The organism is Micrococcus sp. KRD077 (assembly GCF_017168505.1).
GTDB classification, from domain to species: Bacteria; Actinomycetota; Actinomycetes; order Actinomycetales; family Micrococcaceae; genus Micrococcus; species Micrococcus luteus.
Window position 1 is genome coordinate 142,045 of the sequence record NZ_JABFAZ010000002.1, and the last position, 20,687, is coordinate 162,731.

A 20,687-nucleotide genomic window follows, 5' to 3' on the forward strand; every position below is an offset into this window, starting at 1 on the left:
ACGTAAGCATCATCGTCACGTCGATGATCACCAAGCACAGAGAGCAGGGACTGCAGATGGCCGAATTGACCATCAACGCTGACGATGTCCGCAATGCCTTGAATGATTTCGCGGCATCGTACGAACCGTCGGGCACCGATCGCACCGAGGTCGGCCGTGTCATCTCCGCGGCGGACGGCATCGCTCGTGTGGAGGGTCTGCCCTCCGTCATGGCGAACGAGCTGCTGCGCTTCGAGAACGGCATCCAGGGCCTGGCCCAGAACCTCGACACCCGCGAGATCGGTGTCGTCGTCCTCGGCGAGTTCCAGGAGATCCGCGAGGGCATGGAGGTGCAGCGCACCGGCGAGATCCTCTCCGTTCCGGTGGGCGACGCCTTCCTGGGCCGCGTGGTGGACCCACTGGGCCAGCCCATCGACGACCTGGGCCCGATCGAGGCCGAGGGCCGCCGTGCCCTCGAGCTGCAGGCGCCGACCGTGACCGAGCGCAAGTCGGTCCACGAGCCGCTGCAGACCGGCATGAAGGCCATCGACGCCATGATCCCGATCGGCCGTGGCCAGCGTCAGCTGATCATCGGTGACCGCCAGACCGGCAAGACCGCGATCGCCGTCGACACGATCCTCAACCAGAAGGCCAACTGGGAGTCGGGCGACGTCGAGAAGCAGGTCCGCTGCGTCTACGTGGCCGTGGGCCAGAAGGCCTCCACCATCGCCGGCGTCCGCGCCACGCTGGAGGAGCACGGCGCCCTGGAGTACACCACCATCGTGGCCTCCCCGGCGTCCGACCCGGCCGGCTTCAAGTACCTCGCCCCCTACGCCGGCTCGGCCATCGGCCAGCACTGGATGTACGGCGGCAAGCACGTGCTGATCATCTTCGATGACCTGTCGAAGCAGGCCGAGGCCTACCGCGCCGTCTCCCTGCTGCTGCGCCGCCCGCCGGGCCGCGAGGCCTACCCGGGCGACGTCTTCTACCTGCACTCCCGGCTCCTCGAGCGCTGCGCCAAGCTCTCGGACGAGATGGGCGCAGGCTCGATGACCGGCCTGCCGATCATCGAGACCAAGGCGAACGACGTGTCGGCCTACATCCCGACCAACGTCATCTCCATCACCGACGGCCAGATCTTCCTGCAGTCGGACCTGTTCAACGCCAACCAGCGTCCTGCCGTGGACGTGGGCATCTCGGTGTCCCGCGTGGGCGGCGCCGCCCAGGTCAAGGCCATGAAGAAGGTCTCCGGCACGCTGAAGCTGGACCTGGCGCAGTACCGCGACCAGCAGGCGTTCTCCATGTTCGCCTCCGACCTGGACCCGGCCACCCGCCGCCAGCTCGCCCGCGGTGAGCGCCTCATGGAGCTGCTCAAGCAGCCGCAGTACTCGCCCTACCCGGTCGAGGAGCAGGTCGTGTCCATCTGGGCCGGCTCCAAGGGCCACCTCGACGAGGTGCCGGTGCAGGACGTGCTGCGCTTCGAGCGCGAGTTCATCGACCACCTGCGTCGCCACACCTCCGTCCTGACCGACATCGCCTCCACCGGCAAGCTCGAGGACGGCACCGTGTCCGCGCTCGAGTCGGCCGTCGCCGAGTTCTCCAAGGGCTTCCAGTCCTCCGAGGACGGCGGCGTGCAGGCCGGCCACGAGGAGCACCGCGCGATCGAGCAGGACCAGGTCGCGCAGGAGCAGATCACCAAGCAGAAGCGCTGACCGCCGGTCGGTGAGGGAGCGGTCCGGCGTCGGACCCCACGGGGACGACGCCGGGCCGCCCTCCCGCCAGGGAAAGGACCACCATGGGAGCCCAGATCCGGGTCTACCGTCAGAAGATCGCGTCGACGTCGTCGATGAAGAAGATCTTCAAGGCGATGGAGCTGATCGCCACGTCTCGCATCACCAAGGCACGTGAGCGCGTCAGCGCGTCGCTGCCCTACGCGAACGCGATCACCCGCGCCGTCTCGGCCGTGTCGAGCCAGCACGACATCGATCATGTCCTCACCACGGAGCCCGAGAACCCGACCCGGGCGGCCGTGCTCATCATGTCCTCGGACCGCGGCCTCGCCGGTGCGTACTCCGCGAACGTGCTGCGCAAGGCCGAGCAGCTCCTCGCCCGCCTCGGCGAGGAGGGCAAGGACGTGGACGTGTACGTCGTCGGCCGCAAGGCGCAGACGTACTTCGACTTCCGCGGCCGCGGCTACAGGAAGCTGTGGACCGGTCAGACGGACGCCCCCGTCGCCGAGCGCGCCGCCGAGATCGGCGAGGTGCTCGTGGATGCGTTCCTCACGGACACGGCGGACGGCGGCGTGGACGAGATCCACGTCGTGTTCACCGAGTTCGTCTCGCTCGTGAAGCAGAACCCCCACGTGGTGCGTCTGCTGCCCCTCGAGGTCGTCGAGGAGGAGGCCGCCACCGCCGAGGACGTGCTGCCGCTCTACGAGTACGAGCCGGACGCGGAGGAGGTCCTCGACGCGCTGCTGCCCAAGTACATCGAGTCGCGCATCTTCAACGCGATGCTGCAGTCGGCGGCCTCGGAGCTCGCCAACCGTCAGCGCGCCATGAAGTCGGCGGGCGACAACGCCACGAGCCTCATCAAGGACTACACCCTCCTGATGAACAACGCCCGTCAGGCCGAGATCACCCAGGAGCTCACCGAGCTCATCGCGGGCGCGGACGCGCTCAACAACTCCTGAGCCCGTTCGGGACTCACCAGACTCGCCATCCACACACGATAGAAGTGAGAGAGATGACTGCCACCATCACTGACCAGGGCACCGGGACCCCCACCGGCGGTGCCACCGGACGCGTGTCACGCGTCATCGGCCCCGTGATCGACGCCGAGTTCCCGGCCAACGCGATGCCGGAGATCTACAACGCGCTGACCACCGAGATCGACCTCAACGGCCAGCGCCGCACGGTCACCTTCGAGGTCGCCCAGCACCTCGGCGACAACATGGTCCGCGCCATCTCCCTGCAGTCCACCGACGGCCTGGTGCGCGGCACCGACGTCGTGGACACCGGCGCCCCCATCTCGGTGCCGGTCGGCGACGCCGTGAAGGGCCACATCTTCAACGTGCTCGGCGAGACCCTGGACATGCCCGCCTCGCAGCTGCAGGCCGAGGACCGCTGGCCGATCCACCGCCCGGCCCCGAACTTCGCGTCCCTCGAGGGCTCCACCGAGATGCTGGAGACCGGCATCAAGGTCATCGACCTGCTGACCCCCTACATCAAGGGCGGCAAGATCGGCCTGTTCGGCGGCGCCGGCGTGGGCAAGACCGTGCTCATCCAGGAGATGATCACCCGTGTGGCCCGCAACTTCGGCGGCACCTCCGTGTTCGCCGGCGTCGGCGAGCGCACCCGTGAGGGCAACGACCTCTGGGTCGAGATGGACGAGGCGGACGTCCTGAAGGACACCGCCCTCGTGTTCGGCCAGATGGACGAGCCGCCGGGCACGCGTCTGCGTGTGGCCCTGTCCGCGCTGACCATGGCGGAGTACTTCCGCGATGTGCAGAACCAGGACGTGCTGCTGTTCATCGACAACATCTTCCGCTTCTCGCAGGCCGGTTCCGAGGTCTCCACGCTGCTGGGCCGCATGCCCTCCGCCGTGGGCTACCAGCCGAACCTGGCGGACGAGATGGGTGTGCTCCAGGAGCGCATCACCTCGACCCGCGGCCACTCCATCACCTCGATGCAGGCCGTGTACGTCCCCGCGGACGACTACACCGACCCGGCCCCGGCCAACGTGTTCGCGCACCTGGACGCGACCACCAACCTGACCCGTGACCTCGCGTCCCGTGGCCTGTACCCGGCCGTGGACCCGCTGGCCTCGACCTCGCGCATCCTCGACCCGCAGTACGTGGGCCAGGACCACTACGACGTGGCCATCCGCGTGAAGCAGATCCTGCAGAAGAACAAGGAGCTGCAGGACATCATCGCGATCCTCGGTGTGGACGAGCTCTCCGAGGAGGACAAGATCACCGTGGGCCGCGCCCGCAAGATCGAGCAGTTCCTCTCGCAGAACACCTACACCGCCAAGCAGTTCACCGGCGTCGAGGGCTCCACCGTGCCGGTCAAGGACACCGTCGAGGGCTTCAAGGCCATCGCCGACGGCGACCTGGACCACGTCGCGGAGCAGGCCTTCTACAACGTGGGCGGCCTGGACGACGTCGAGCGCGAGTGGGCCAAGATCCAGGCCGAGGGCTGATCGATCATGGCTGAGCTCAACGTCGAGATCGTCTCCGAGGAGCGGTCCATCTGGTCGGGCGCCGCGTCGGCCGTGTCGGCGCGCACCGTCAACGGTGAGATCGGCATCCTCCCGGGCCACACCCCGATGCTCGCCGTCCTCGGCGACGGCGAGGTCGTGGTGCGGACCACGGACGGCGGCACCGTCACCGCGCAGGCCCGCGGCGGCTTCTTCTCCGTGGACCACGACCGTGTCGTGATCGCCGCGACGTCCGCCCGGCTGGGCGACGCCGCGGCGGCCTGACGCGGCGCGGCAGGACCTGACGGTGGAGGGCCCGGTGCTCATCGCCTCGGCGACCGTGGTGGCAGTCATCGTGCTGTCGGCACTCGCCCTGGTGATGCGGCGCCGGGCCCTCGCCCGTGTCACGGCCGCCTTCCCTGCGGTCCTGGAGCGGGAGGGCCCGGGGCGTGAGCGTGTGATCGGCGTGTACGACGAGTCCCGCCTGCGCCTCACCGGGGGCTGGCGCCTCTCGCGAGAGCGCTGGAGCGCGGACCGGAGCCGCCTGCAGATCGACCGCCTCCCGGCGGACGAGGCCGGCCGGGCCGTCCTGGAGCTGAGCGCCGGCACACGTCCGGTGCGCGTCGTCGTCGACCCCGACGACGCCGGCGCCCTGCGCGCCTGGAGCGAGGCGGGGCCGTCCGCGGCGTCGTCCTTCTGGCGCCGCTGAGCCCGCCCGGCGCCTCAGAACAGGCGGGACTCGGCGTCGTCCACGCCGCGCATCGCGTCGTAGTCGAGGGTGACGCAGCGGATGCCGCGGTCCTCGGCGAGGGTGCGGGCCTGGGGCTTGATCTGCTGGGCCGCGAACACGCCGCGCACGGGCGCCAGGAGCGGGTCCCGGTTCATCAGCTCGAGGTAGCGGGTGAGCTGCTCGACCCCGTCGATGTCCCCACGGCGCTTGAGCTCGACCGCCACGGTGCCGCCGTCGGCGTCGCGGGCCAGGATGTCCACGGGGCCGATCGCCGTCATGTACTCGCGGCGCACGAGGGTGTGGCCGTCGCCGAGCAGGCTGATCTGCTCGGCCAGCAGACGCTGCAGATCCGCCTCCACGCCGTCCTTGACGAGGCCGGGGTCCACGCCGAGCTCGTGGGAGTCGTCCGCCAGGACCTCCTCGATGAGCACGACGAGCCGGTCGTCGGACTTCTTGGCCTGCACGCGCCAGACCTGCGTCACCCCCTGGTCGGCCTGATCGGGGGAGGGCTCCTCCACGTGCAGGGTCGCGGGCGGCGACATCCAGTTGAGGGGCTTGTAGGAACCGCCGTCGGAGTGCACCAGCACCGAGCCGTCCGCCTTCACCATGAGCAGGCGGGTGGCGGTGGGCAGGTGGGCGTTCAGGCGGCCCTCATAGGTCACGGAGCAGCGGGCAATGACGAGTCGCACCGGTCCATCCTAGGCGGACCGTGCCCACCCGCTCGTGTGCCAGCATGGAGGCATGCCCCGTTCGAACCGCCCCCGCCGCTCGTCCGCGCCTCGGCGGAGTGAGCGCGGGGCCTCCGGCGCCTCCCGGCGGTCCCGGCCGTCGCCGGGGCGCGCCGACCCGCTCGAGGAGCTCCTCGGCCTGGACGCGGGCTACTCGCGCCAGTCCGGGTCCGACGGCGGCTGGCACGTCCGGCAGATCCCCGCGTGGCGCGCGGTGAAGGACTACACGTGCCCTGGCTGCGGTCGGGTGATCCGGCAGGGCCAGGCGCACCTCGTGGCCTGGCGCGCGGACTGGATCATGGGGGACGAGGACGCGGGGGCGGACCGGCGGCACTGGCACCCGGTGTGCTGGCGCACCCGCCCGGGCCGCTGACCGCGACGGTCTGGGCCGCGCCGCCGTCGTGGGCCTACCGGGCGTCCTGGCGGGGGATGAAGACCTCGCGGACCAGCAGCAGCAGCGCGGCGGCGAGCGGGATCGCCATGAGGGCGCCGAGGACGCCGAGCAGCGCGCCTCCGGCGATCACCGCGATCACGGCCACGGCCGCCGGCACGGACACCGCGCGCGCCATGACGCGCGGCGAGATGACGTAGGCCTCGATCTGCAGGTAGACGAAGTAGATGGCCGCGAACACGGCGGCGGTCTGCCACGAGGTCAGCAGGCTCACGAGGGTCAGCAGCGTGCCGCCGATCGCGGCGCCCACCAGCGGGATGAACGCCATGAAGGCGGCGATCGCGGCGAGCAGGACGGCGAAGGGGGCGCCGGCGATGGCCAGCGCCGTGAACGCCACCGCGCCGTTGAGGGCGGCCACGAAGGACTGGCCCATCACGTAGTGGCCGACCGAGGAGGTGATCTGCTCGGACAGCGCCTCGATGCGGGGCCGGCGCGAGCGCGGTGCGAGCCGGTAGGCCCAGTACTTGATGTGCGGCAGGGAGGAGAGGAAGTACAGCGTCAGCACGACCACCACGAGCACCGAGAAGACGGCGTCCAGCACGGTCTGGCCGAAGCCGAGGAGCCCGCCGAACAGGTCGGTGACGGCGACGCCGTCGGCGGCGAGGCGCTCGGTCTGGGCGCGGACGGCCTCCTGGAGGTGGAACTCCTCGTCGAGCTGCACGAACCACTCGGCGGTCATCACCCCGTCGATGATGGCCGGCAGGTCCTGGACCAGCTGCGTGGACTGCTCGATCACCGTGGGGACGAGGAGGGCGACGAACGCCCCGGCCACGGCGGCCAGGCCGAGCGCGGCCGTGAGCACGCCGACCCAGCGGGGCGCGCCCCAGGACTCGACCCGGCGCACCAGCGGATCCAGGCCCAGGGCGATGAACAGGGCCGCGGCGATCCACACGATGAGCTGTCCGTTCGTGCGCAGCACCGAGACGACGCCGATGGCCAGGGCCACGCCGACCGCGAGCAGGAAGCCGGTCAGCACGGGGGACTCGACGGCCACGGCCGCGACCGCCGGATCCTCGGCGCCGTCGACGGGGACCGACTCGGGGTCCACCCGGTCCTCCTCGAGGAAGGGTCGGCGCCGCCGCAGGACGGAGCCCAGGCGGGGCAGTCGACGACGCCCGGCGGGCGTCGGCCCGTGCGACGGCGGCGCGGCGGCCACCCCGACCGGCTCCACGGGCATGCCGGCCAGGGACGGCTGCTCCGCGCCCTCGGGCTCGGCCGGGCCACGGACGTCGGCGACGCCGGCGACGTCCGGGCCGGATGCGGTCTCCTTCTCCTCCACGCGCTCAGCGTACGTCAGGGCCCCGGCCTGACCGCGCCGCGCCCGGGAGGCTACCGTGGGGCGCAGTGACAACGCCCCTCGCCCCGGCGACGGGGCGGACCCGGACCGGAAGGATCGTGACCGACGTGACCGCCCAGCCCCCCTCCGACGCCCCGTCCCACCTGCGCGGCGCCGTCGACCTGTCCTCGCTCGGCACCCCGGCCCCGGCCGGGCGCACCGCGCCGGGGGCCGACGCCGGCGCCGGCGGCGGCTCGTGGGTGATCGCGGACGCCGACCAGGGTCTGCTGCAGCAGCTGGTCCAGCTCTCCGCCCAGGTGCCGGTGCTGCTGCACCTGCATGTGCCCGGGGACGCGGCGAGCGAGGCGCTCTACCGGCAGTTCGCGGACGCGGTCGACGCCCAGGCGGGACGGCTCGTGCTCGCGCGTCTGGACGTGGCGAAGGAGCCCGCCGTGCTGCAGGCGCTGGGCCTGGGGGCCGGCCCCGCGGTCATGGCCGTGGTGGCGGGGCAGCCGGTGCCGCTGGTCAATCAGGAGGTGCCGGAGGAGACGCTGCGCCAGCTCATGGGGGAGATCCTCGAGGTGGCCCGTCAGAACGGCGTCGCCGGCACCGTGCCCCCCGTCGCTCCGGCGCGCCAGGACGCCGGCGCCGCGGCTGCGGAGGCCCCGCCCGTGCCGCCGCTGCACCGGGCCGCCCACGAGGCCCTCGCCGCCGACGACCTGCCCGGGGCCGTCTCGGCGTGGGAGGCGGCGCTGGCCGACAGCCCCGCGGACGCCGTGGCCCAGCAGGGCCTGTCCGCGGCCCGCCTCATGCTGCGCACCCGTGACGCCGACGCCTCAGCGGTGCGCGCGGCCGCCGCGGACGGCCCGGACGACGTCGCCGCCCAGCTCGCCGTCGCCGACCTGGACGTGCTCGGTGGCCACGTGGAGGACGCCTTCGCCCGACTCGTGCGGTTCATCGCCCTCCACCCCGGCGACGACCGGGAGACGGCGCGCGCCCACCTCGTGGACCTCTACACCGTGGTGGGCACGGACGATCCCCGTGTGCAGGCCTCGCGGCGTCGGCTGGCCGCAGCGCTGTTCTGAGGGACCCACAGTTCATCCCTGAGGAGGACGCCGTGTCCGCCTGACGGTGGGTAACGTCCCAGGCATGACTCCGCATGCGCCCGAGCCTGCCCCCGCCCACCTGGCGGCCGCCGCCCGTCGTCGCGCGGTGGACGCCCCCGATCCGGACCTCGCCCTCGTCACGCGCGGGCTGACCCAGCGGTTCGGGGACAAGCTGGCGCTCGACGCGCTGGACCTGGACGTCCCGGCCGGATCGTTCTTCGGGGTGGTTGGGCCCAACGGGGCGGGCAAGACCACGGCCCTGTCGATGGCCACCGGGCTGCTGCGCCCGGACCGCGGCCGCGCCTGGATCCACGGCGTCGACGTGTGGGAGCAGCCCCTCGAGGCCAAGCGACGGGTCGGCGTGCTCGCCGACGGCGTGCGTACCTTCGACCGCCTCACGGGCGCGCAGCTCGTGACCTACGCCGGGCTGCTGCACGGGCTCGACGCGGACACCGTGGCCGAGCGGACCGCGGACCTGCTGCGGGTGATGGACCTGGAGGACGCCGGCCGCAAGCTCGTGGCCGACTACTCCGCCGGCATGACCAAGAAGGTGTCCCTGGCGGCCGCCATGGTCCACGCCCCGGACCTGCTCGTCCTGGACGAGCCGTTCGAGGCCGTGGACCCGGTCTCCGCCGCGAACATCCGGGACATCCTGCACTCGTACGTGGAGCGGGGCGGCACCGTGATCGTCTCGAGCCACGTGATGGACCTCGTCCAGCGCATGTGCACCCACGTCGCCGTGATCGCGGCCGGGACCCTGCGGGCCGCCGGCACGCTCGAGGAGGTCCGGGACGGGCGCGACCTCGAGGACCGCTTCGTGGACCTCGTCGGCGGCCGCCACGGCTCGGAGGGGCTGGCATGGCTCTGACGCTCGTCCGACTGCGCTGGACGCTGACCCTGAACCAGTGGCGCCGGTCCCCGTTCACCCTGGTGATGAGCGTGCTCGGCGCGCTGTACGTGCTCGGCATGGCCGCCGTGGCGGTGACGCTGCTCGTCACGGGCCTGCCCGCCCTGCCGGACGAGGCCCGCGGCGCCACGACCGTGCTGGCCGCCGCCGTCGTGGTGCTCGCCTGGCTCGTCATCCCGCCGTTCGTCACGGGCGTCGACGCCACGCTCGACCCGCACAGCTTCGTGCTCTTCCCCGTCCCGGCCCGCACCCTCATCGCCGGGCTGGTCCTGAGCGCCTTCACGACGCCGGTCGGGCTCGCCACGCTGGCCGTGCTGGTGGGCCTGGGGGCCAGCTGGTGGGACCGGCCGGCCGCGCTGGCGGTGGGCCTGGTCGGGGGCGCGCTCACCGCGGTGACCGCCGTGGCGATCGGCTCCGGTCTCGCCGGCCTCCTGGCCGCCTACGCGAGCCGGCGTCGGGTGCGGGACGTCGTCTCCGTCCTGCTGTTCATCCCGCTCATGCTCGGCGGCCTCGCCCTCTCGCGGGCCATCGCGTCGTTCGAGGACTTCCTGGCGATCGCGCCCCAGATCGCCCGCGGCGCGGCGTGGACCCCGTTCGGGGCGGGCCCCGCCGCGGCGTGGGCGGCTGCCGAGGGCCGCGGCGCCGCCGTCGCGCTCCACCTCGCGGTGGCGGCCGCCTGGTGCCTGGCCGCCCTGGCCCTGTGGCACCTGGCCGTGCGCTGCACCGTGGAGCCGGTGGCCGTGGGCGGCGGTCGGTCCCGCCGCGTCGCCGCGGGAGCGGACCCGACGCCGCTGCGCTGGCTGGGCCGACCGGCCACGGGCCCGCGCACCGCGATCGCGGCCCGCGCCCAGCGCTACTGGCTGGCCGACCCGCGGTACGCGGCCGGGCTCATCATCATCCCGCTCATGGCCGTCCTGCTGTGGTTCACCGGGGGCATGGCCGGGGAGGGGGGTCCCGGACTGGGCCTGCTGCTGGTCCTCGGGCCGATCACCGCCTGGTCTCTGGCCTACTCGATCTCCGCGGACATCGCCTACGACCACACGGCGTTCCACCTGCACGTCGTCTCGGGCGTGCGGGGCGTGGACGACCGCTGGGGCCGGGTCCTGGGCCTGGCGGGCTGGGGCGTGCCGATGATCCTGCTCGTGACGACGGCGACGGTGGCGGCGGCGGGGGACTGGTCCCTGCTGGCGCCGATGCTGGGCCTGGCCCTCGGCCTGTTCGGGACGACCGCCGGGCTGTCCGCGTTCGTCTCCGCCCGCTTCGTCTACCCGGTCCCGAAGCCAGGGGACAGCCCGTTCGCGACGCCGCAGGGCGCGGCCATGCGCACGATGCTCGTCCAGGGCGCCGCGATGCTGGTCAGCCTGGCGCTCGCGGTGCCGTTCCTGGTGCCCTTCGTCGTCCGGCTCGTCACCGGGGCCGCCGTGTGGGGCTGGATCACGGTGGCGCTCGGGCTCGCGTGGGGCGCCGTCGCGCTGTGGCTGGGCGTGCGCCTGGGGGCGCGCTGGTACGACCGCGCGCAGGCCGAGACCTACCAGGCCGTGGCCGCCTTCTGAGGGGCGCGGCTAGACTGGCCCGCATGAGTGTGACCGGCGAACCCGACCTGAACGACCCCTTCGCGCCCGCCGGCGGCGGCACGTCCGTCCTCGAGCGTGAGGAGCTGCGCCAGGAGATCGAGCCGGGCGACCACGAGCGCTTCGCCCACTACGTCCGCAAGGAGAAGATCACGGAGTCCGCCGTCACCGGCGCCCCCGTGATCGCCCTGTGCGGCAAGGTGTGGGTGCCGGGCCGGGACCCGAACAAGTTCCCCGTGTGCCCCACGTGCAAGGAGATCTACGAGGGCCTGCGCGAGCCGCAGGACGGCGGCGACGGCGACGGCGGCGGCAAGCGCGGTGGCTGGTTCGGAGGCCGCGGCCGTGGCTGACGGCCGCTCCCTGACGAGCGGCACCCCGGACGGCAGCGTCCAGCACGACCTGTTCCACATCGGCGAGGACCTTCCCCCCGCCATGCCCGAGCGCGCGGCGTGGGGGACGGCCCCCAAGCTGCGCCAGTGGCAGCAGGAGGCGCTGGAGCGCTACCTCCAGACCTCCCCGCAGGACTTCCTGACGGTCGCGACCCCCGGCGCGGGCAAGACGACGTTCGCGCTGCGCGTGGCCAAGATCCTGATGGACTCCGGCGTCGTGCAGCGGCTGACCGTCGTCGCGCCCACGGACCACCTCAAGCGCCAGTGGGCGGACAACGCCGCGCGCGTGGGCATCGCGATCGACCCGAACTTCAAGAACGCCGACGGGCGGCACGGTGCCGAGTACCGCGGGGTGGCGCTGACGTACGCCCAGGTGGCGAACAAGCCCGTCCTGCACCGCAACCGCACCGAGGCCGCCAAGACGCTGGTGATCCTGGACGAGATCCACCACGGCGGCGACGCCCTGAGCTGGGGCGAGGGCATCCGTGAGGCGTTCGAGCCGGCCACGCGGCGGCTGTCCCTGACCGGCACCCCGTTCCGCTCGGACACCGCCTCCATCCCCTTCGTCCGCTACGAACTCGGTGCGGACGGCATCGAGCGGTCGAAGGCGGACTACACGTACGGCTACGGCCCGGCGCTGCGGGACCACGTGGTGCGCCCGGTGATCTTCATGGCCTACTCCGGGCAGATGCGCTGGAAGACCTCCACCGGCGAGGTCATGGAGGCTCAGCTCGGCGAGGCCGCCACGAAGGACATCACCGCCTCCGCCTGGCGCACCGCGCTGGACCCGGCGGGCGAGTGGATCCCGTCCGTGCTGCGCGCGGCCGACCGGCGGCTCAGCGAGGTGCGCCGCAACGTGCCCGACGCCGGCGGTCTCGTGATCGCCACGGACCACCAGGACGCGCGCGCGTACGCCGCGCAGCTCGAGGCGCTGACCGGCCAGCGGCCGGCCGTGATCCTCTCGGACGACAAGGGCGCCTCGGATCGCATCGAGGAGTTCGCCGCGTCGGACGAGCGGTGGATGGTGGCGGTGCGCATGGTGTCCGAGGGCGTGGACGTGCCCCGCCTGTGCGTGGGCGTGTACGCCACGTCCACGTCCACGCCCCTGTTCTTCGCCCAGGCCGTGGGCCGCTTCGTGCGCTCCCGCCGGCGTGGGGAGACCGCCTCGGTGTTCCTGCCGTCCGTGCCCGCGCTCATGCTGCTGGCCAACGAGATGGAGCTCGAGCGGGACCACGCGCTGGACCGCAAGGAGGGCGCCGTCGAGGTCGAGGACCTCGAGGACGCCCCCGAGGAGGACCTCATCGCGGAGGCCAACCGGGCCGAGAGCGGCTCGGACGCGCTGACGCGGGAGAAGTTCGAGGCCCTCGAGTCCCGGGCGAGCTTCGACAAGGTGCTCTTCGACGGCGGCGAGTTCGGCCTCGGCGGCGCCGTCGGCTCGGAGGAGGAGCAGGACTTCCTCGGCATCCCGGGCCTGCTGGACGCCGAGCAGGTCTCCGCCCTGCTGCGGCAGCGGCAGGCCGAGCAGATCCAGCGCCGGCCGCGTGCGCAGGCGGCCGAGCCCGCCGACGTCGTGGACCACCGGCGGATGAAGGAGCTGCGCTCCGAGCTGTCCAAGACGGTGTCCGCCTGGGCGGCCCGTTCCGGCCAGCCGCACGGGGTGATCCACAACCGCCTGCGGGAGATCTCCGGCGGCCCCGCCGTGGCCCAGGCCTCCCGCGAGCAGCTGGAGAAGCGGCTGAGCACCCTGCGCGGGTGGTTCGTCGGCCGGACCTGAGGTCCGTCGGGAGCGCGGCGGGCGCCCGCGGGCTGAGGTTCGCCTCCCCTGGCTGGCACCCGGCACGGGGACGGGCTGGAATGGGGGCACGATGTCAGGAGTCGCCATGCCCGTGTCCGTCCCGTCCCCGTCACGTCCCGCCGTCCTCGGCTTCGCCGCGCGGTACCCGTGGGTGCTCGCGACGCTGGTCGTCGTCGCCCTCACCCTCGGCCTGCACCTGGCGGGGGCGGAGGATCCGGCGCGCTGGATCGCCTCGGCGTATGCCCTGGTGGTGGCCGCGTGGACCTCGGTGGGCATGGTCAGGGACCTGATGCGCGGGCACTGGGGTGTGGACATCCTCGCCGTCACCGCGATCGTCGCCACCGTGCTGGTGGGGGAGTACCTCGCCGCCGTGCTCGTCTGCCTGATGCTCACCGGCGGGGAGGCCCTCGAGGACTACGCGGCCGGCCGCGCTCGGCGGGATCTGTCCGCCCTGCTGGACCGCGCCCCGCAGCGCGCGCATCGCCTGCGTCCGGACGGCTCCGTGGAGGACGTGCCGGTGGAGGAGGTGCGTGCCGGCGACCGGCTCCTGGTGCGTCCCGCCGAGGTGCTTCCCGTGGACGGCACCGTGGCCTCCGCCGAGGACGGCGGGGAGGTCGCCGTGGACCTGGACGAGTCCTCCCTGACCGGCGAGTCCCTGCCCGTCACGCACCGCACCGGCTCGGCCGTGATGTCCGGCGCGCTCAACGGCACCCGCGCCTTCGTGCTCGAGGCGACCGCCTCCGCGGCCGACTCGCAGTACGCGGCCATCGTCTCCCTCGTGCAGCAGGCGGCCGAGTCCCGCGCCCCCATGGTGCGCCTGGCCGACCGCTACGCCGTGCCGTTCACCGCCGTCGCCTACCTGATCGCCGGCCTGGCCTGGTGGCTGTCCCAGGACCCGGTCCGCTTCGCCGAGGTGCTCGTGGTGGCCACGCCATGCCCGCTGCTCATCGCCGCTCCGGTGGCCTTCCTCGGCGGCATGTCCCGCGCCGCCACGTCCGGGGTGATCGTGAAGTCCGGCGGGACCATCGAGGCCCTCGGCTCCGTGCAGACCGTGGGCTTCGACAAGACCGGCACCCTCACCGCCGGCCGCCCCGAGCTGGCCGGCGTGCGCCCGGCCGCCGGCTTCGCCCAGGACGAGCTGCTGCGCCTGGCCGCCTCCGCCGAGCAGTACTCCGTGCACGTGCTCGCCGACGCCATCCGCGCGGCGGCCGAGGAGCGCGGGCTGTCCCTGGCGACCGCGCAGGATGCCACGGAGGAGGCCACCCACGGCGTCGTCGCGGTGCTGGAGGGTCGCCGCGTCGTCGTCGGCAAGCGCGCCTACGTCACGCAGGCTGCCCCGGACACCGCCACCGCCGACCTCGCCCCCGGCCAGTCCGCCGTCTACGTGGCCGTGGACGGCGCCTTCGCCGGCGTCCTGCTGCTGGCCGACCGCATCCGCCCCGAGTCCGCCGCCACCGTGCAGGCGCTCCACCGCCTCGGCGCACGCCAGGTCCTCATGCTCACCGGCGACGCCGAGGCCACCGGACGGCACATCGCCGGGGAGGCGGGCATCGACGAGGTCCACGCGGACCTGCTGCCCGCGGACAAGGTCCGCCTGCTCTCCGAGCGCCCGGAGCGCCCGGTGATGATGGTCGGCGACGGCGTCAACGACGTCCCCGTGCTCGCCGCCGCGGACGTGGGCGTGGCCATGGGCGCCCGCGGCTCGACCGCCGCCTCCGAGTCCGCCGACGTGGTGGTGCTCGCCGACGACGTCTCCAAGGTCGCCGTCGCCGTGGCCGCCGGCCAGCGCACCCTGCAGGTGGCCACGCAGTCGATCTGGGTCGGCATCGCGCTCTCCCTGGTCCTGATGGTCATCGCCGCCACGGGCGCCATCCCGGCTCTGGTCGGCGCGCTGTTCCAGGAGCTCGTGGACGTCGTGGCCATCGTCAACGCCCTGCGCGCCATGAAGCCCGGCCCGCACGAGGCCGAGCGGCTCGGCGATCTCGCCGCCGCCCCCGCCCGGGGGGAGCGGCAGGCCGTGTCGGCCTGAGCGCCGGGCTCAGCCGTCCCGGGACTGGAAGCGCACGAAGGCGCGCAGCTCGTCGCCCTCCACGTCACGGGACTCGCGGAATCCATGGGTCTCGTAGAAGGCGCGCTGACGCTCCTCGGTGTCCGTGAGCAGCACGTGCTGACGCACCTGGCCGAACCGGGCGAAGACGCGGCGCAGCAGCTCGGAGGCGATGCCGCGGCGCTGGTGCCCCGGATCCACGAGGATGTCCTGCAGGTAGGCGATGGTGTGTCCGTCGGAGACCACGCGGGCCAGGCCAACCAGACGGCCGCCGTCGGCGGCGGGGATCACCCCGGAGAGGTAGCGGATGCCGTCCCGGTCTGCGGCGATGGGGGAGCCGGTCATGGCTGCTCTCCTCGTCTGCGTCGGGCACCGGCTCCGGCACGCCCGCCGGGGCCGCGTGCCTCCATCATGCCGCATCGAGTGACATTCGTCACTGTCCCGACGTGCGGCGCCTCAGAGGCGACGCGGGCGCCGCTCGGGGCCGAACCCGCTCACGAGGTCGCCAGGATGGCCCCGGCGGCCTCCATCTCGTGGAGCGCGGCCTGGGCGGCCGCCTCGTCGACGCCGGCCACCAGGTCGGTCAGCACGGTGACCTCGTAGCCGGCGTCGAGGGCGTCGAGCACGGTGGCGCGCACGCAGTGGTCCGTGGCGATGCCCACCACGGTGATCGCGTCCACGCCCTGCTCACGGAGCCACTCGTCGAGGCCGGGGGCGCCGGACTCGACGGCGGCCGCGGCCACGGCGGTGGCCCCGTACGGGCCGACGGTCCCGGAGGGGCGCTCGCCCGCGGCCCCGGTCGGGACGGCGTCGGGCTCACCGAGGGCGCCGTCGAAGCCGGAGTAGGCGTCCGTGTGCAGGCCCTTGAGGAACTCGGCGTCGAGGTGCTCGGCGTCCAGGTCGGGATGCAGCTCGGCGCCGGCGGTGCCGGCCACACAGTGCACCGGCCAGGTGGTGCGGAAGTCCGGCTCGGCGCCGGTGGCCGCGGCGAAGTGCGTGCCCGGGTCGACGTGCCAGTCGCGCGTGGCGGCCACGGCCGCGTAGGCGTCCGCGTGCTCGGCCAGGTGCTCGCTGACCCCGGCCGCGACGGCGGCGCCGCCGGTCACGCCGAGGGCGCCGCCCTCGCAGAAGTCGTTCTGCACGTCCACGATCACCAGGGCGCGGTTCAGGTTCTCCACGGGTCAGTCCTCCAGGAAGATGGTCGGGATGGCGGGGTCGCCCGGCTGCAGGCGGCCCACCGAGGCGGGCAGCTCGCGCAGGGAGGCGGCGTGCCGCTCGGCGGCGCGGGTGACGGCCTCGGGGCCGGTCCAGCCCTCGGCCAGCTCGCCGGCGTGTACGAAACGGTGCAGCAGGGGACGGTCGTCGGCGTCGGGCGCGGCGCTGCGGTTGACGCCGATCACCTCGGCGGTGGCCCGGCCCCGCGGGTCGCGGCGGCGCGCGGCCTCCTTGCGGCCGCCCCGGCTGGCCTTGCCGGAACTGGCCTTGGCCACGTCCACCCACGTGCCGTCGTCGTCCTGGCGGGCCACGAGCTTGTAGACCATGGAGGCGGTGGGCGCGCCGGACCCGGTGACCAGGCGCGTGCCCACGCCGTACGAGCTGACGGGGGCGGAGCGCAGGGCGGCGATCGCGTACTCGTCCAGGTCCGAGGTGACCATGATCCCGGTCTCGGTGTTGCCCAGCTTGTCGAGCAGCTCGCGCACGCGGTGGGCCTGGATCACGAGGTCGCCGGAGTCGACCCGGACGTTCCGCAGGGCCGGGCCGGCCACCTCGACCGCGGTGCGCACGCCCTGCTCCACGTCATACGTGTCCACGAGGAGGGTGGTGTCCGCCCCGAGCGCGGCGACCTGGGCCTCGAAGGCGGCGCGCTCCGAGTCGTGCAGCAGGGTGAAGGAGTGGGCGGCGGTGCCGACGGTCGGGATGCCGTACCGGCGGCCCGCCTCGAGGTTCGAGGTGGCGGTGAAGCCCGCGATGGCCGCGGCGCGGGCGGCGGCCACGGCGGACTCCTCGTGCGTGCGGCGCGAGCCCATCTCGGCGCACGGGCGGCCGTCCGCGACGGCCGTCATGCGGGAGGCTGCGGAGGCCACGGCGGAGTCGTAGTTGTAGATGGAGAGCAGGTAGGTCTCCAGGATGCACGCCTCGGCGAACGTCGACTCCACCTGCAGGAGGGGGGAGTGCGGGAAGTAGGCCTCGCCCTCGGCGTAGCCCACGATGTCACCCGTGAACTCGTAGTCGGCGAGCCAGGCCAGCGTGGCGTCGTCGAGGGCGGTGGTGTCCGCGAGGAAGTCGAGCTCGGGCGTGTCGAACCGGAAGCGGGACAGGCCCTCCAGCGCGCGGCCCACGCCGGCCACCACGCCGTAGCGGCGGCCGCTGGGCAGGCGTCGGGTGAACAGCTCGAAGCGGGAGCGGCGGTGCGCGGTGCCGGCCTTCAGCGCGGCCTGGAGCATGGTCAGCTCGTAGTGGTCGGTCATCAGCGCCGTGGGGATCTGCCAGTCGTCGGCGGTCCGCGGGGCGCTGGGCACGGGGTTCTGGCTCACGCGCCCACCCTAGTGGACCGTTGCGGGGCCGGTCCTGGCCCGCCCGCCTCGTACACTGGGGCGCATGTCCGTGCTGACCCGCCACGATCCGTCCGCGCCGCGCGCCGTGCGTCCGGCGCCGGGTGAGTCCGTCCCCGCCGGCGCCACCGACACTGCCCTGCTGGAGCGGCCTCACGAGGACACAGCCCGGGACCGGCCGTGGAACGTGGTGGTGTGGAACGACCCGGTGAACCTGATGAGCTACGTCGCCTACGTGTTCCGCACCCACTTCGGCTACTCCGCGGCCAAGGCGCAGCGGCTCATGCTCGAGGTCCACGAGCGGGGCCGGTCCGTGGTGGCGACGGGCACCAAGGAGAAGGCCGAGCTGCACGTGGGCGCGATGCACGGCTACGGGCTGTGGGCCACGCTGGAGCAGGCGGAGGACTGAGGAGGGGCATGGCAGAACGGTTCCGCTGGACGCGGCGGGGGTACACGGCGCAGCTGGAGCTGCCGGAGGTGCGCCTGCTGCGCGGGCTGGTCAGGGACGTCGTCGCCCTGCTCGAGGGCCGACGCGCGGACGTGCGCCCCGCCGAGGCGGACCCCGCCGAGGCCCCGGCCGCCGAGGACGGCGTCGACACGCCCGAAGATCCCCCGGCGGCGCCGCCGTCCGTGTCCGCCGCGCAGGACGCGGGCCCCGTGGCCGGGCTGGACGCGTCCGACGCCGCGTTCTGGGGGCTGGTCTCCGGGCTGCACCTGAGCCAGGACCCGGAGCCGCAGCGTTCGGCCCCCACCGACCCGGCCGTCGCACGCCTCCTGCCGGATGCGATGCCCCAGGCCGGCGCCGCCGAACAGGGCGCCCACCGGGCCCTGACCGAGGACGCCCTGTCCGAGGGGAAGCTCGCGGACGCGCGCCTGGCACTCGAGCTGCTGCGCTCGACGCGCGTGGAAGTGCCGCACGACCAGGCGCCGGCCTTCGGCCGCGCGCTCAACGACGTGCGCCTCGTCCTGGCCGCCCGCCTGGGCGTCGAGACCGAGGAGGACGCCGCCCGCGTGCACGCCGTGGACGACTGGCGCAGCGCGGAGGACGTCGAGTCCACCATGGCCCTGCTCTACAACTTCACCTCGTGGCTGCTGGAGACGCTCATGACGGAGATGCTCAGCGAGCTGCCCGAGGGCGCGGACGAGTCCGCGCCGGGCGCCGGGGACGCGGAGGGCGAGCAGTGAGCGGCCAGCGCGCCGCCGTGGACGCCGCCGCGCCGATCGGCGTGTTCGACTCGGGCGTGGGCGGGCTGACCGTGGCCCGGGCGATCATGGACCAGCTGCCCCACGAGTCCATCCTCTACGTGGGCGACACGGAGCACTCGCCGTACGGCCCGCGGCCCATCGCCGAGGTGCGGGCCCTCGCCCTGGCGATCATGGACGAGCTCGTCGCGCGCGGCGTCAAGGCGCTCGTGATCGCGTGCAACTCCGCGTCGGCCGCCGTGCTGCGCGACGCCCGAGAGCGCTACACGGGAGGCCACGGCATCCCCGTGATCGAGGTGATCCAGCCCGCCGTGCGCCGCGCCGTGGCCGCCACCCGCACGGGCCGGATCGGCGTGATCGGCACCGAGGCGACCGTCGGGTCCCGCGCCTACGAGGACTCGTTCTCGGCCGCCCCGCACCTCGAGATCACCTCGGTCGCGTGCCCGCGGTTCGTGGAGTTCGTGGAGGCCGGCATCACCACCGGCCCCGAACTGCTGGAGACCGCCCGGGAGTACACGGCCCCGCTGCGCGCGGCGGGCGTGGACACCCTCGTGCTGGGATGCACCCACTACCCGCTGCTGACCGGCGCCCTCTCGCTCGTGATGGGGGAGGACGTCACGCTCGTCTCCTCCGCGGAGGAGACCGCCAAGGACCTCTACCGGGAACTGGTCCGCCTCGGCCTCGAGCACCCCCACTCGGCCGCGGGCTCCGGCCAGGCCACCCGCCACCGCTTCGCCGCCACCGGCGACCCCGACCACTTCCAGGCCCTCGCGCGCCGCTTCCTCGGACCCGAGGTCGAGTCCGTGCGACGCCTGGAGACGATCGGCGCGCCCCGCCCCGCGGCCGCGCCGGTCCCGACGCGCTCGGCGGCCTTCGTGCGGCTGGGCGCCGAGCAGGAGGGTGTGACGTGAAGCTGACCATCATCGGGGCGTCCGGGTCCTTCCCCGGCCCGGGCTCGCCCGCCTCGTGCTACCTCCTCACCGCGGAGGGTGTGGCCGCGGACGGCGTCACCCCGCGCACGTGGCGGATCCTGCTCGACCTCGGCAACGGCGCCCTCGGCGTGCTGCAGCGCTACGTCGAGCTCGAGGACCTGGACGGCATCCTGCTCTCCCACCTGCACCCGGACCACTTCATGGACCTGTGCGGGATGCACGTGGCCATCCGCTGGAACCCGGCCGGCTGGGGCCGCGGCCGGCTGCCCGTCTACGGACCCGCCGGCACCGCCGACCGCATCGCCGAGGCGTACGGGATGGACCCCGAGCCGGGGATGCACCAGGACTTCGAGTTCCGGTGCTGGGCCGCCGGCCGCACCGAGCGGCTCGGTCCGTTCCGGTTCACCCCGGTCCCCGTGCGCCATCCCATCGACGAGGCCTACGCGATCCGGGTCGAGGTGGACCGCGTCGACGACGACGGCGGCGTCACCACCCGCGTGCTCACCTACTCCGGGGACACCGACGCATGTGAGGGGCTCGTCGAGGCCGCGCGGGACGCGGACGTGTTCCTGTGCGAGGCCGCCTTCCACGAGGGCCGGGACGACGGCATCGACGGCGTCCACCTGACCGGCCGACGGGCCGGCGAGACGGCGGCGCAGGCCGGGGCCCGGAAGCTGCTGCTCACACACCTGCCGGTGTGGAACGATCCGCAGCGCGCCGTCCAGGAGGCCCGCGAGGTGTACGACGGCCCGCTGGCCGTCGCCGTCTCGGGGCTGAGCTACGGCGTCTGAGGGCGTGCCTAGACCTGTCTCTTATACACCTCT

21 protein-coding genes are annotated in these 20,687 nt (G+C 73.6%); 16 read left to right on the forward strand and 5 right to left on the reverse strand.

The window, feature by feature from the left end:
* The first annotated feature begins 56 nt into the window (after nucleotides 1-56).
* The 5 genes from atpA to J1M39_RS00690 all read left to right on the forward strand — a co-directional run bounded on the left by atpA (nucleotide 57) and on the right by J1M39_RS00690 (nucleotide 4,885).
* The gene (gene atpA / locus J1M39_RS00670; protein ID WP_036334989.1) at nucleotides 57-1,691 is read left to right on the forward strand and encodes a F0F1 ATP synthase subunit alpha; all 1,635 of its coding nucleotides are present in this window, start codon (nucleotides 57-59) and stop codon (nucleotides 1,689-1,691) included.
* Between the two features lie 83 nt (nucleotides 1,692-1,774).
* Nucleotides 1,775-2,668, forward strand: a complete 894-nt coding sequence (locus J1M39_RS00675) for a F0F1 ATP synthase subunit gamma (RefSeq protein ID WP_158183659.1) — start codon at nucleotides 1,775-1,777, stop codon at nucleotides 2,666-2,668.
* A gap of 53 nt (nucleotides 2,669-2,721) precedes the next feature.
* Nucleotides 2,722-4,179 carry a F0F1 ATP synthase subunit beta gene (gene atpD / locus J1M39_RS00680; protein WP_044659202.1) on the forward strand — a complete coding sequence of 486 codons (1,458 nt, stop codon included), beginning with the start codon at nucleotides 2,722-2,724 and terminating at the stop codon, nucleotides 4,177-4,179.
* A 6-nt stretch (nucleotides 4,180-4,185) separates the two neighbouring features.
* Nucleotides 4,186-4,461, forward strand: a complete 276-nt coding sequence (locus tag J1M39_RS00685; RefSeq protein ID WP_036313044.1) for a F0F1 ATP synthase subunit epsilon — start codon at nucleotides 4,186-4,188, stop codon at nucleotides 4,459-4,461.
* A gap of 22 nt (nucleotides 4,462-4,483) precedes the next feature.
* A complete protein-coding gene (locus tag J1M39_RS00690; RefSeq protein WP_036382180.1) occupies nucleotides 4,484-4,885 on the forward strand; it encodes a DUF2550 family protein in 402 nt (133 codons plus the stop codon).
* Between the two features lie 14 nt (nucleotides 4,886-4,899).
* Here the strand turns inward: J1M39_RS00690 and nucS are convergent, their stop codons facing one another.
* On the reverse strand, nucleotides 4,900-5,595 hold the full coding sequence (nucS, locus tag J1M39_RS00695) for an endonuclease NucS (protein WP_061867881.1): 696 nt from the start codon (nucleotides 5,593-5,595) through the stop codon (nucleotides 4,900-4,902).
* A 52-nt stretch (nucleotides 5,596-5,647) separates the two neighbouring features.
* Between nucS and J1M39_RS00700 the strand changes: the two genes are divergently transcribed.
* Entirely contained in the window at nucleotides 5,648-6,007 is a 360-nt protein-coding gene (locus J1M39_RS00700; RefSeq protein WP_049161478.1) for a hypothetical protein, read from the forward strand.
* A gap of 34 nt (nucleotides 6,008-6,041) precedes the next feature.
* On the opposite strand, the gene J1M39_RS00705 is transcribed toward J1M39_RS00700, so the two are convergent.
* Nucleotides 6,042-7,364: an AI-2E family transporter gene (locus J1M39_RS00705; protein ID WP_159228057.1), complete on the reverse strand. Its 1,323-nt coding sequence runs from the start codon at nucleotides 7,362-7,364 to the stop codon at nucleotides 6,042-6,044.
* Between the two features lie 125 nt (nucleotides 7,365-7,489).
* Here J1M39_RS00705 and J1M39_RS00710 point away from each other — a divergent pair, with 125 nt between their 5' ends.
* The 6 genes from J1M39_RS00710 (at nucleotide 7,490) to J1M39_RS00735 (ending at nucleotide 15,158) form a co-directional block, all read left to right on the forward strand.
* Nucleotides 7,490-8,446 (forward strand): co-chaperone YbbN, encoded by a 957-nt coding sequence (locus J1M39_RS00710; RefSeq protein ID WP_342356352.1) that lies wholly within the window; start codon nucleotides 7,490-7,492, stop codon nucleotides 8,444-8,446.
* Between the two features lie 64 nt (nucleotides 8,447-8,510).
* Nucleotides 8,511-9,335, forward strand: a complete 825-nt coding sequence (locus tag J1M39_RS00715) for an ABC transporter ATP-binding protein (RefSeq protein ID WP_061867878.1) — start codon at nucleotides 8,511-8,513, stop codon at nucleotides 9,333-9,335.
* Nucleotides 9,326-10,927 carry a Tat (twin-arginine translocation) pathway signal sequence gene (locus tag J1M39_RS00720; protein ID WP_159228059.1) on the forward strand — a complete coding sequence of 534 codons (1,602 nt, stop codon included), beginning with the start codon at nucleotides 9,326-9,328 and terminating at the stop codon, nucleotides 10,925-10,927. Before J1M39_RS00715 ends, J1M39_RS00720 begins: the two co-directional genes overlap by 10 nt.
* 23 nt (nucleotides 10,928-10,950) lie before the next feature.
* Nucleotides 10,951-11,295 (forward strand): DUF3039 domain-containing protein, encoded by a 345-nt coding sequence (locus J1M39_RS00725; RefSeq protein WP_010079007.1) that lies wholly within the window; start codon nucleotides 10,951-10,953, stop codon nucleotides 11,293-11,295.
* Nucleotides 11,288-13,108 (forward strand): DEAD/DEAH box helicase, encoded by a 1,821-nt coding sequence (locus J1M39_RS00730; RefSeq protein WP_136939817.1) that lies wholly within the window; start codon nucleotides 11,288-11,290, stop codon nucleotides 13,106-13,108. The genes J1M39_RS00725 and J1M39_RS00730 overlap by 8 nt, the downstream gene beginning before the upstream one ends.
* A gap of 106 nt (nucleotides 13,109-13,214) precedes the next feature.
* On the forward strand, nucleotides 13,215-15,158 hold the full coding sequence (locus J1M39_RS00735; protein WP_159228060.1) for a heavy metal translocating P-type ATPase: 1,944 nt from the start codon (nucleotides 13,215-13,217) through the stop codon (nucleotides 15,156-15,158).
* Nucleotides 15,159-15,167: 9 nt separating this feature from the next.
* On the opposite strand, the gene J1M39_RS00740 is transcribed toward J1M39_RS00735, so the two are convergent.
* From J1M39_RS00740 to J1M39_RS00750, 3 genes are all read right to left on the reverse strand, one after another.
* Nucleotides 15,168-15,521: a GNAT family N-acetyltransferase gene (locus J1M39_RS00740; protein WP_044659194.1), complete on the reverse strand. Its 354-nt coding sequence runs from the start codon at nucleotides 15,519-15,521 to the stop codon at nucleotides 15,168-15,170.
* A 149-nt stretch (nucleotides 15,522-15,670) separates the two neighbouring features.
* Nucleotides 15,671-16,354, reverse strand: a complete 684-nt coding sequence (locus J1M39_RS00745; protein WP_036382159.1) for an isochorismatase family protein — start codon at nucleotides 16,352-16,354, stop codon at nucleotides 15,671-15,673.
* 3 nt (nucleotides 16,355-16,357) lie between these two features.
* Nucleotides 16,358-17,710, reverse strand: coding sequence for a nicotinate phosphoribosyltransferase (locus tag J1M39_RS00750; RefSeq protein WP_206496364.1), 1,353 nt, complete (start codon nucleotides 17,708-17,710; stop codon nucleotides 16,358-16,360).
* Between the two features lie 64 nt (nucleotides 17,711-17,774).
* On the opposite strand from J1M39_RS00750, the gene clpS reads away from it, so the two are divergent.
* Genes clpS through J1M39_RS00770 form a run of 4 tightly spaced genes read left to right on the forward strand, consistent with a single transcriptional unit; the run spans nucleotide 17,775 to nucleotide 20,654 of the window.
* Complete coding sequence (gene clpS, locus J1M39_RS00755; protein WP_002857236.1) at nucleotides 17,775-18,137, forward strand: ATP-dependent Clp protease adapter ClpS; 363 nt, start codon at nucleotides 17,775-17,777, stop codon at nucleotides 18,135-18,137.
* 8 nt (nucleotides 18,138-18,145) lie between these two features.
* Nucleotides 18,146-18,913 (forward strand): DUF2017 family protein, encoded by a 768-nt coding sequence (locus J1M39_RS00760; protein ID WP_044659192.1) that lies wholly within the window; start codon nucleotides 18,146-18,148, stop codon nucleotides 18,911-18,913.
* Nucleotides 18,910-19,842 carry a glutamate racemase gene (gene murI / locus J1M39_RS00765; RefSeq protein WP_036313006.1) on the forward strand — a complete coding sequence of 311 codons (933 nt, stop codon included), beginning with the start codon at nucleotides 18,910-18,912 and terminating at the stop codon, nucleotides 19,840-19,842. Before J1M39_RS00760 ends, murI begins: the two co-directional genes overlap by 4 nt.
* Nucleotides 19,839-20,654, forward strand: coding sequence for an MBL fold metallo-hydrolase (locus J1M39_RS00770; protein WP_036382148.1), 816 nt, complete (start codon nucleotides 19,839-19,841; stop codon nucleotides 20,652-20,654). The genes murI and J1M39_RS00770 overlap by 4 nt, the downstream gene beginning before the upstream one ends.
* The last annotated feature ends 33 nt before the right edge of the window (nucleotides 20,655-20,687 follow it).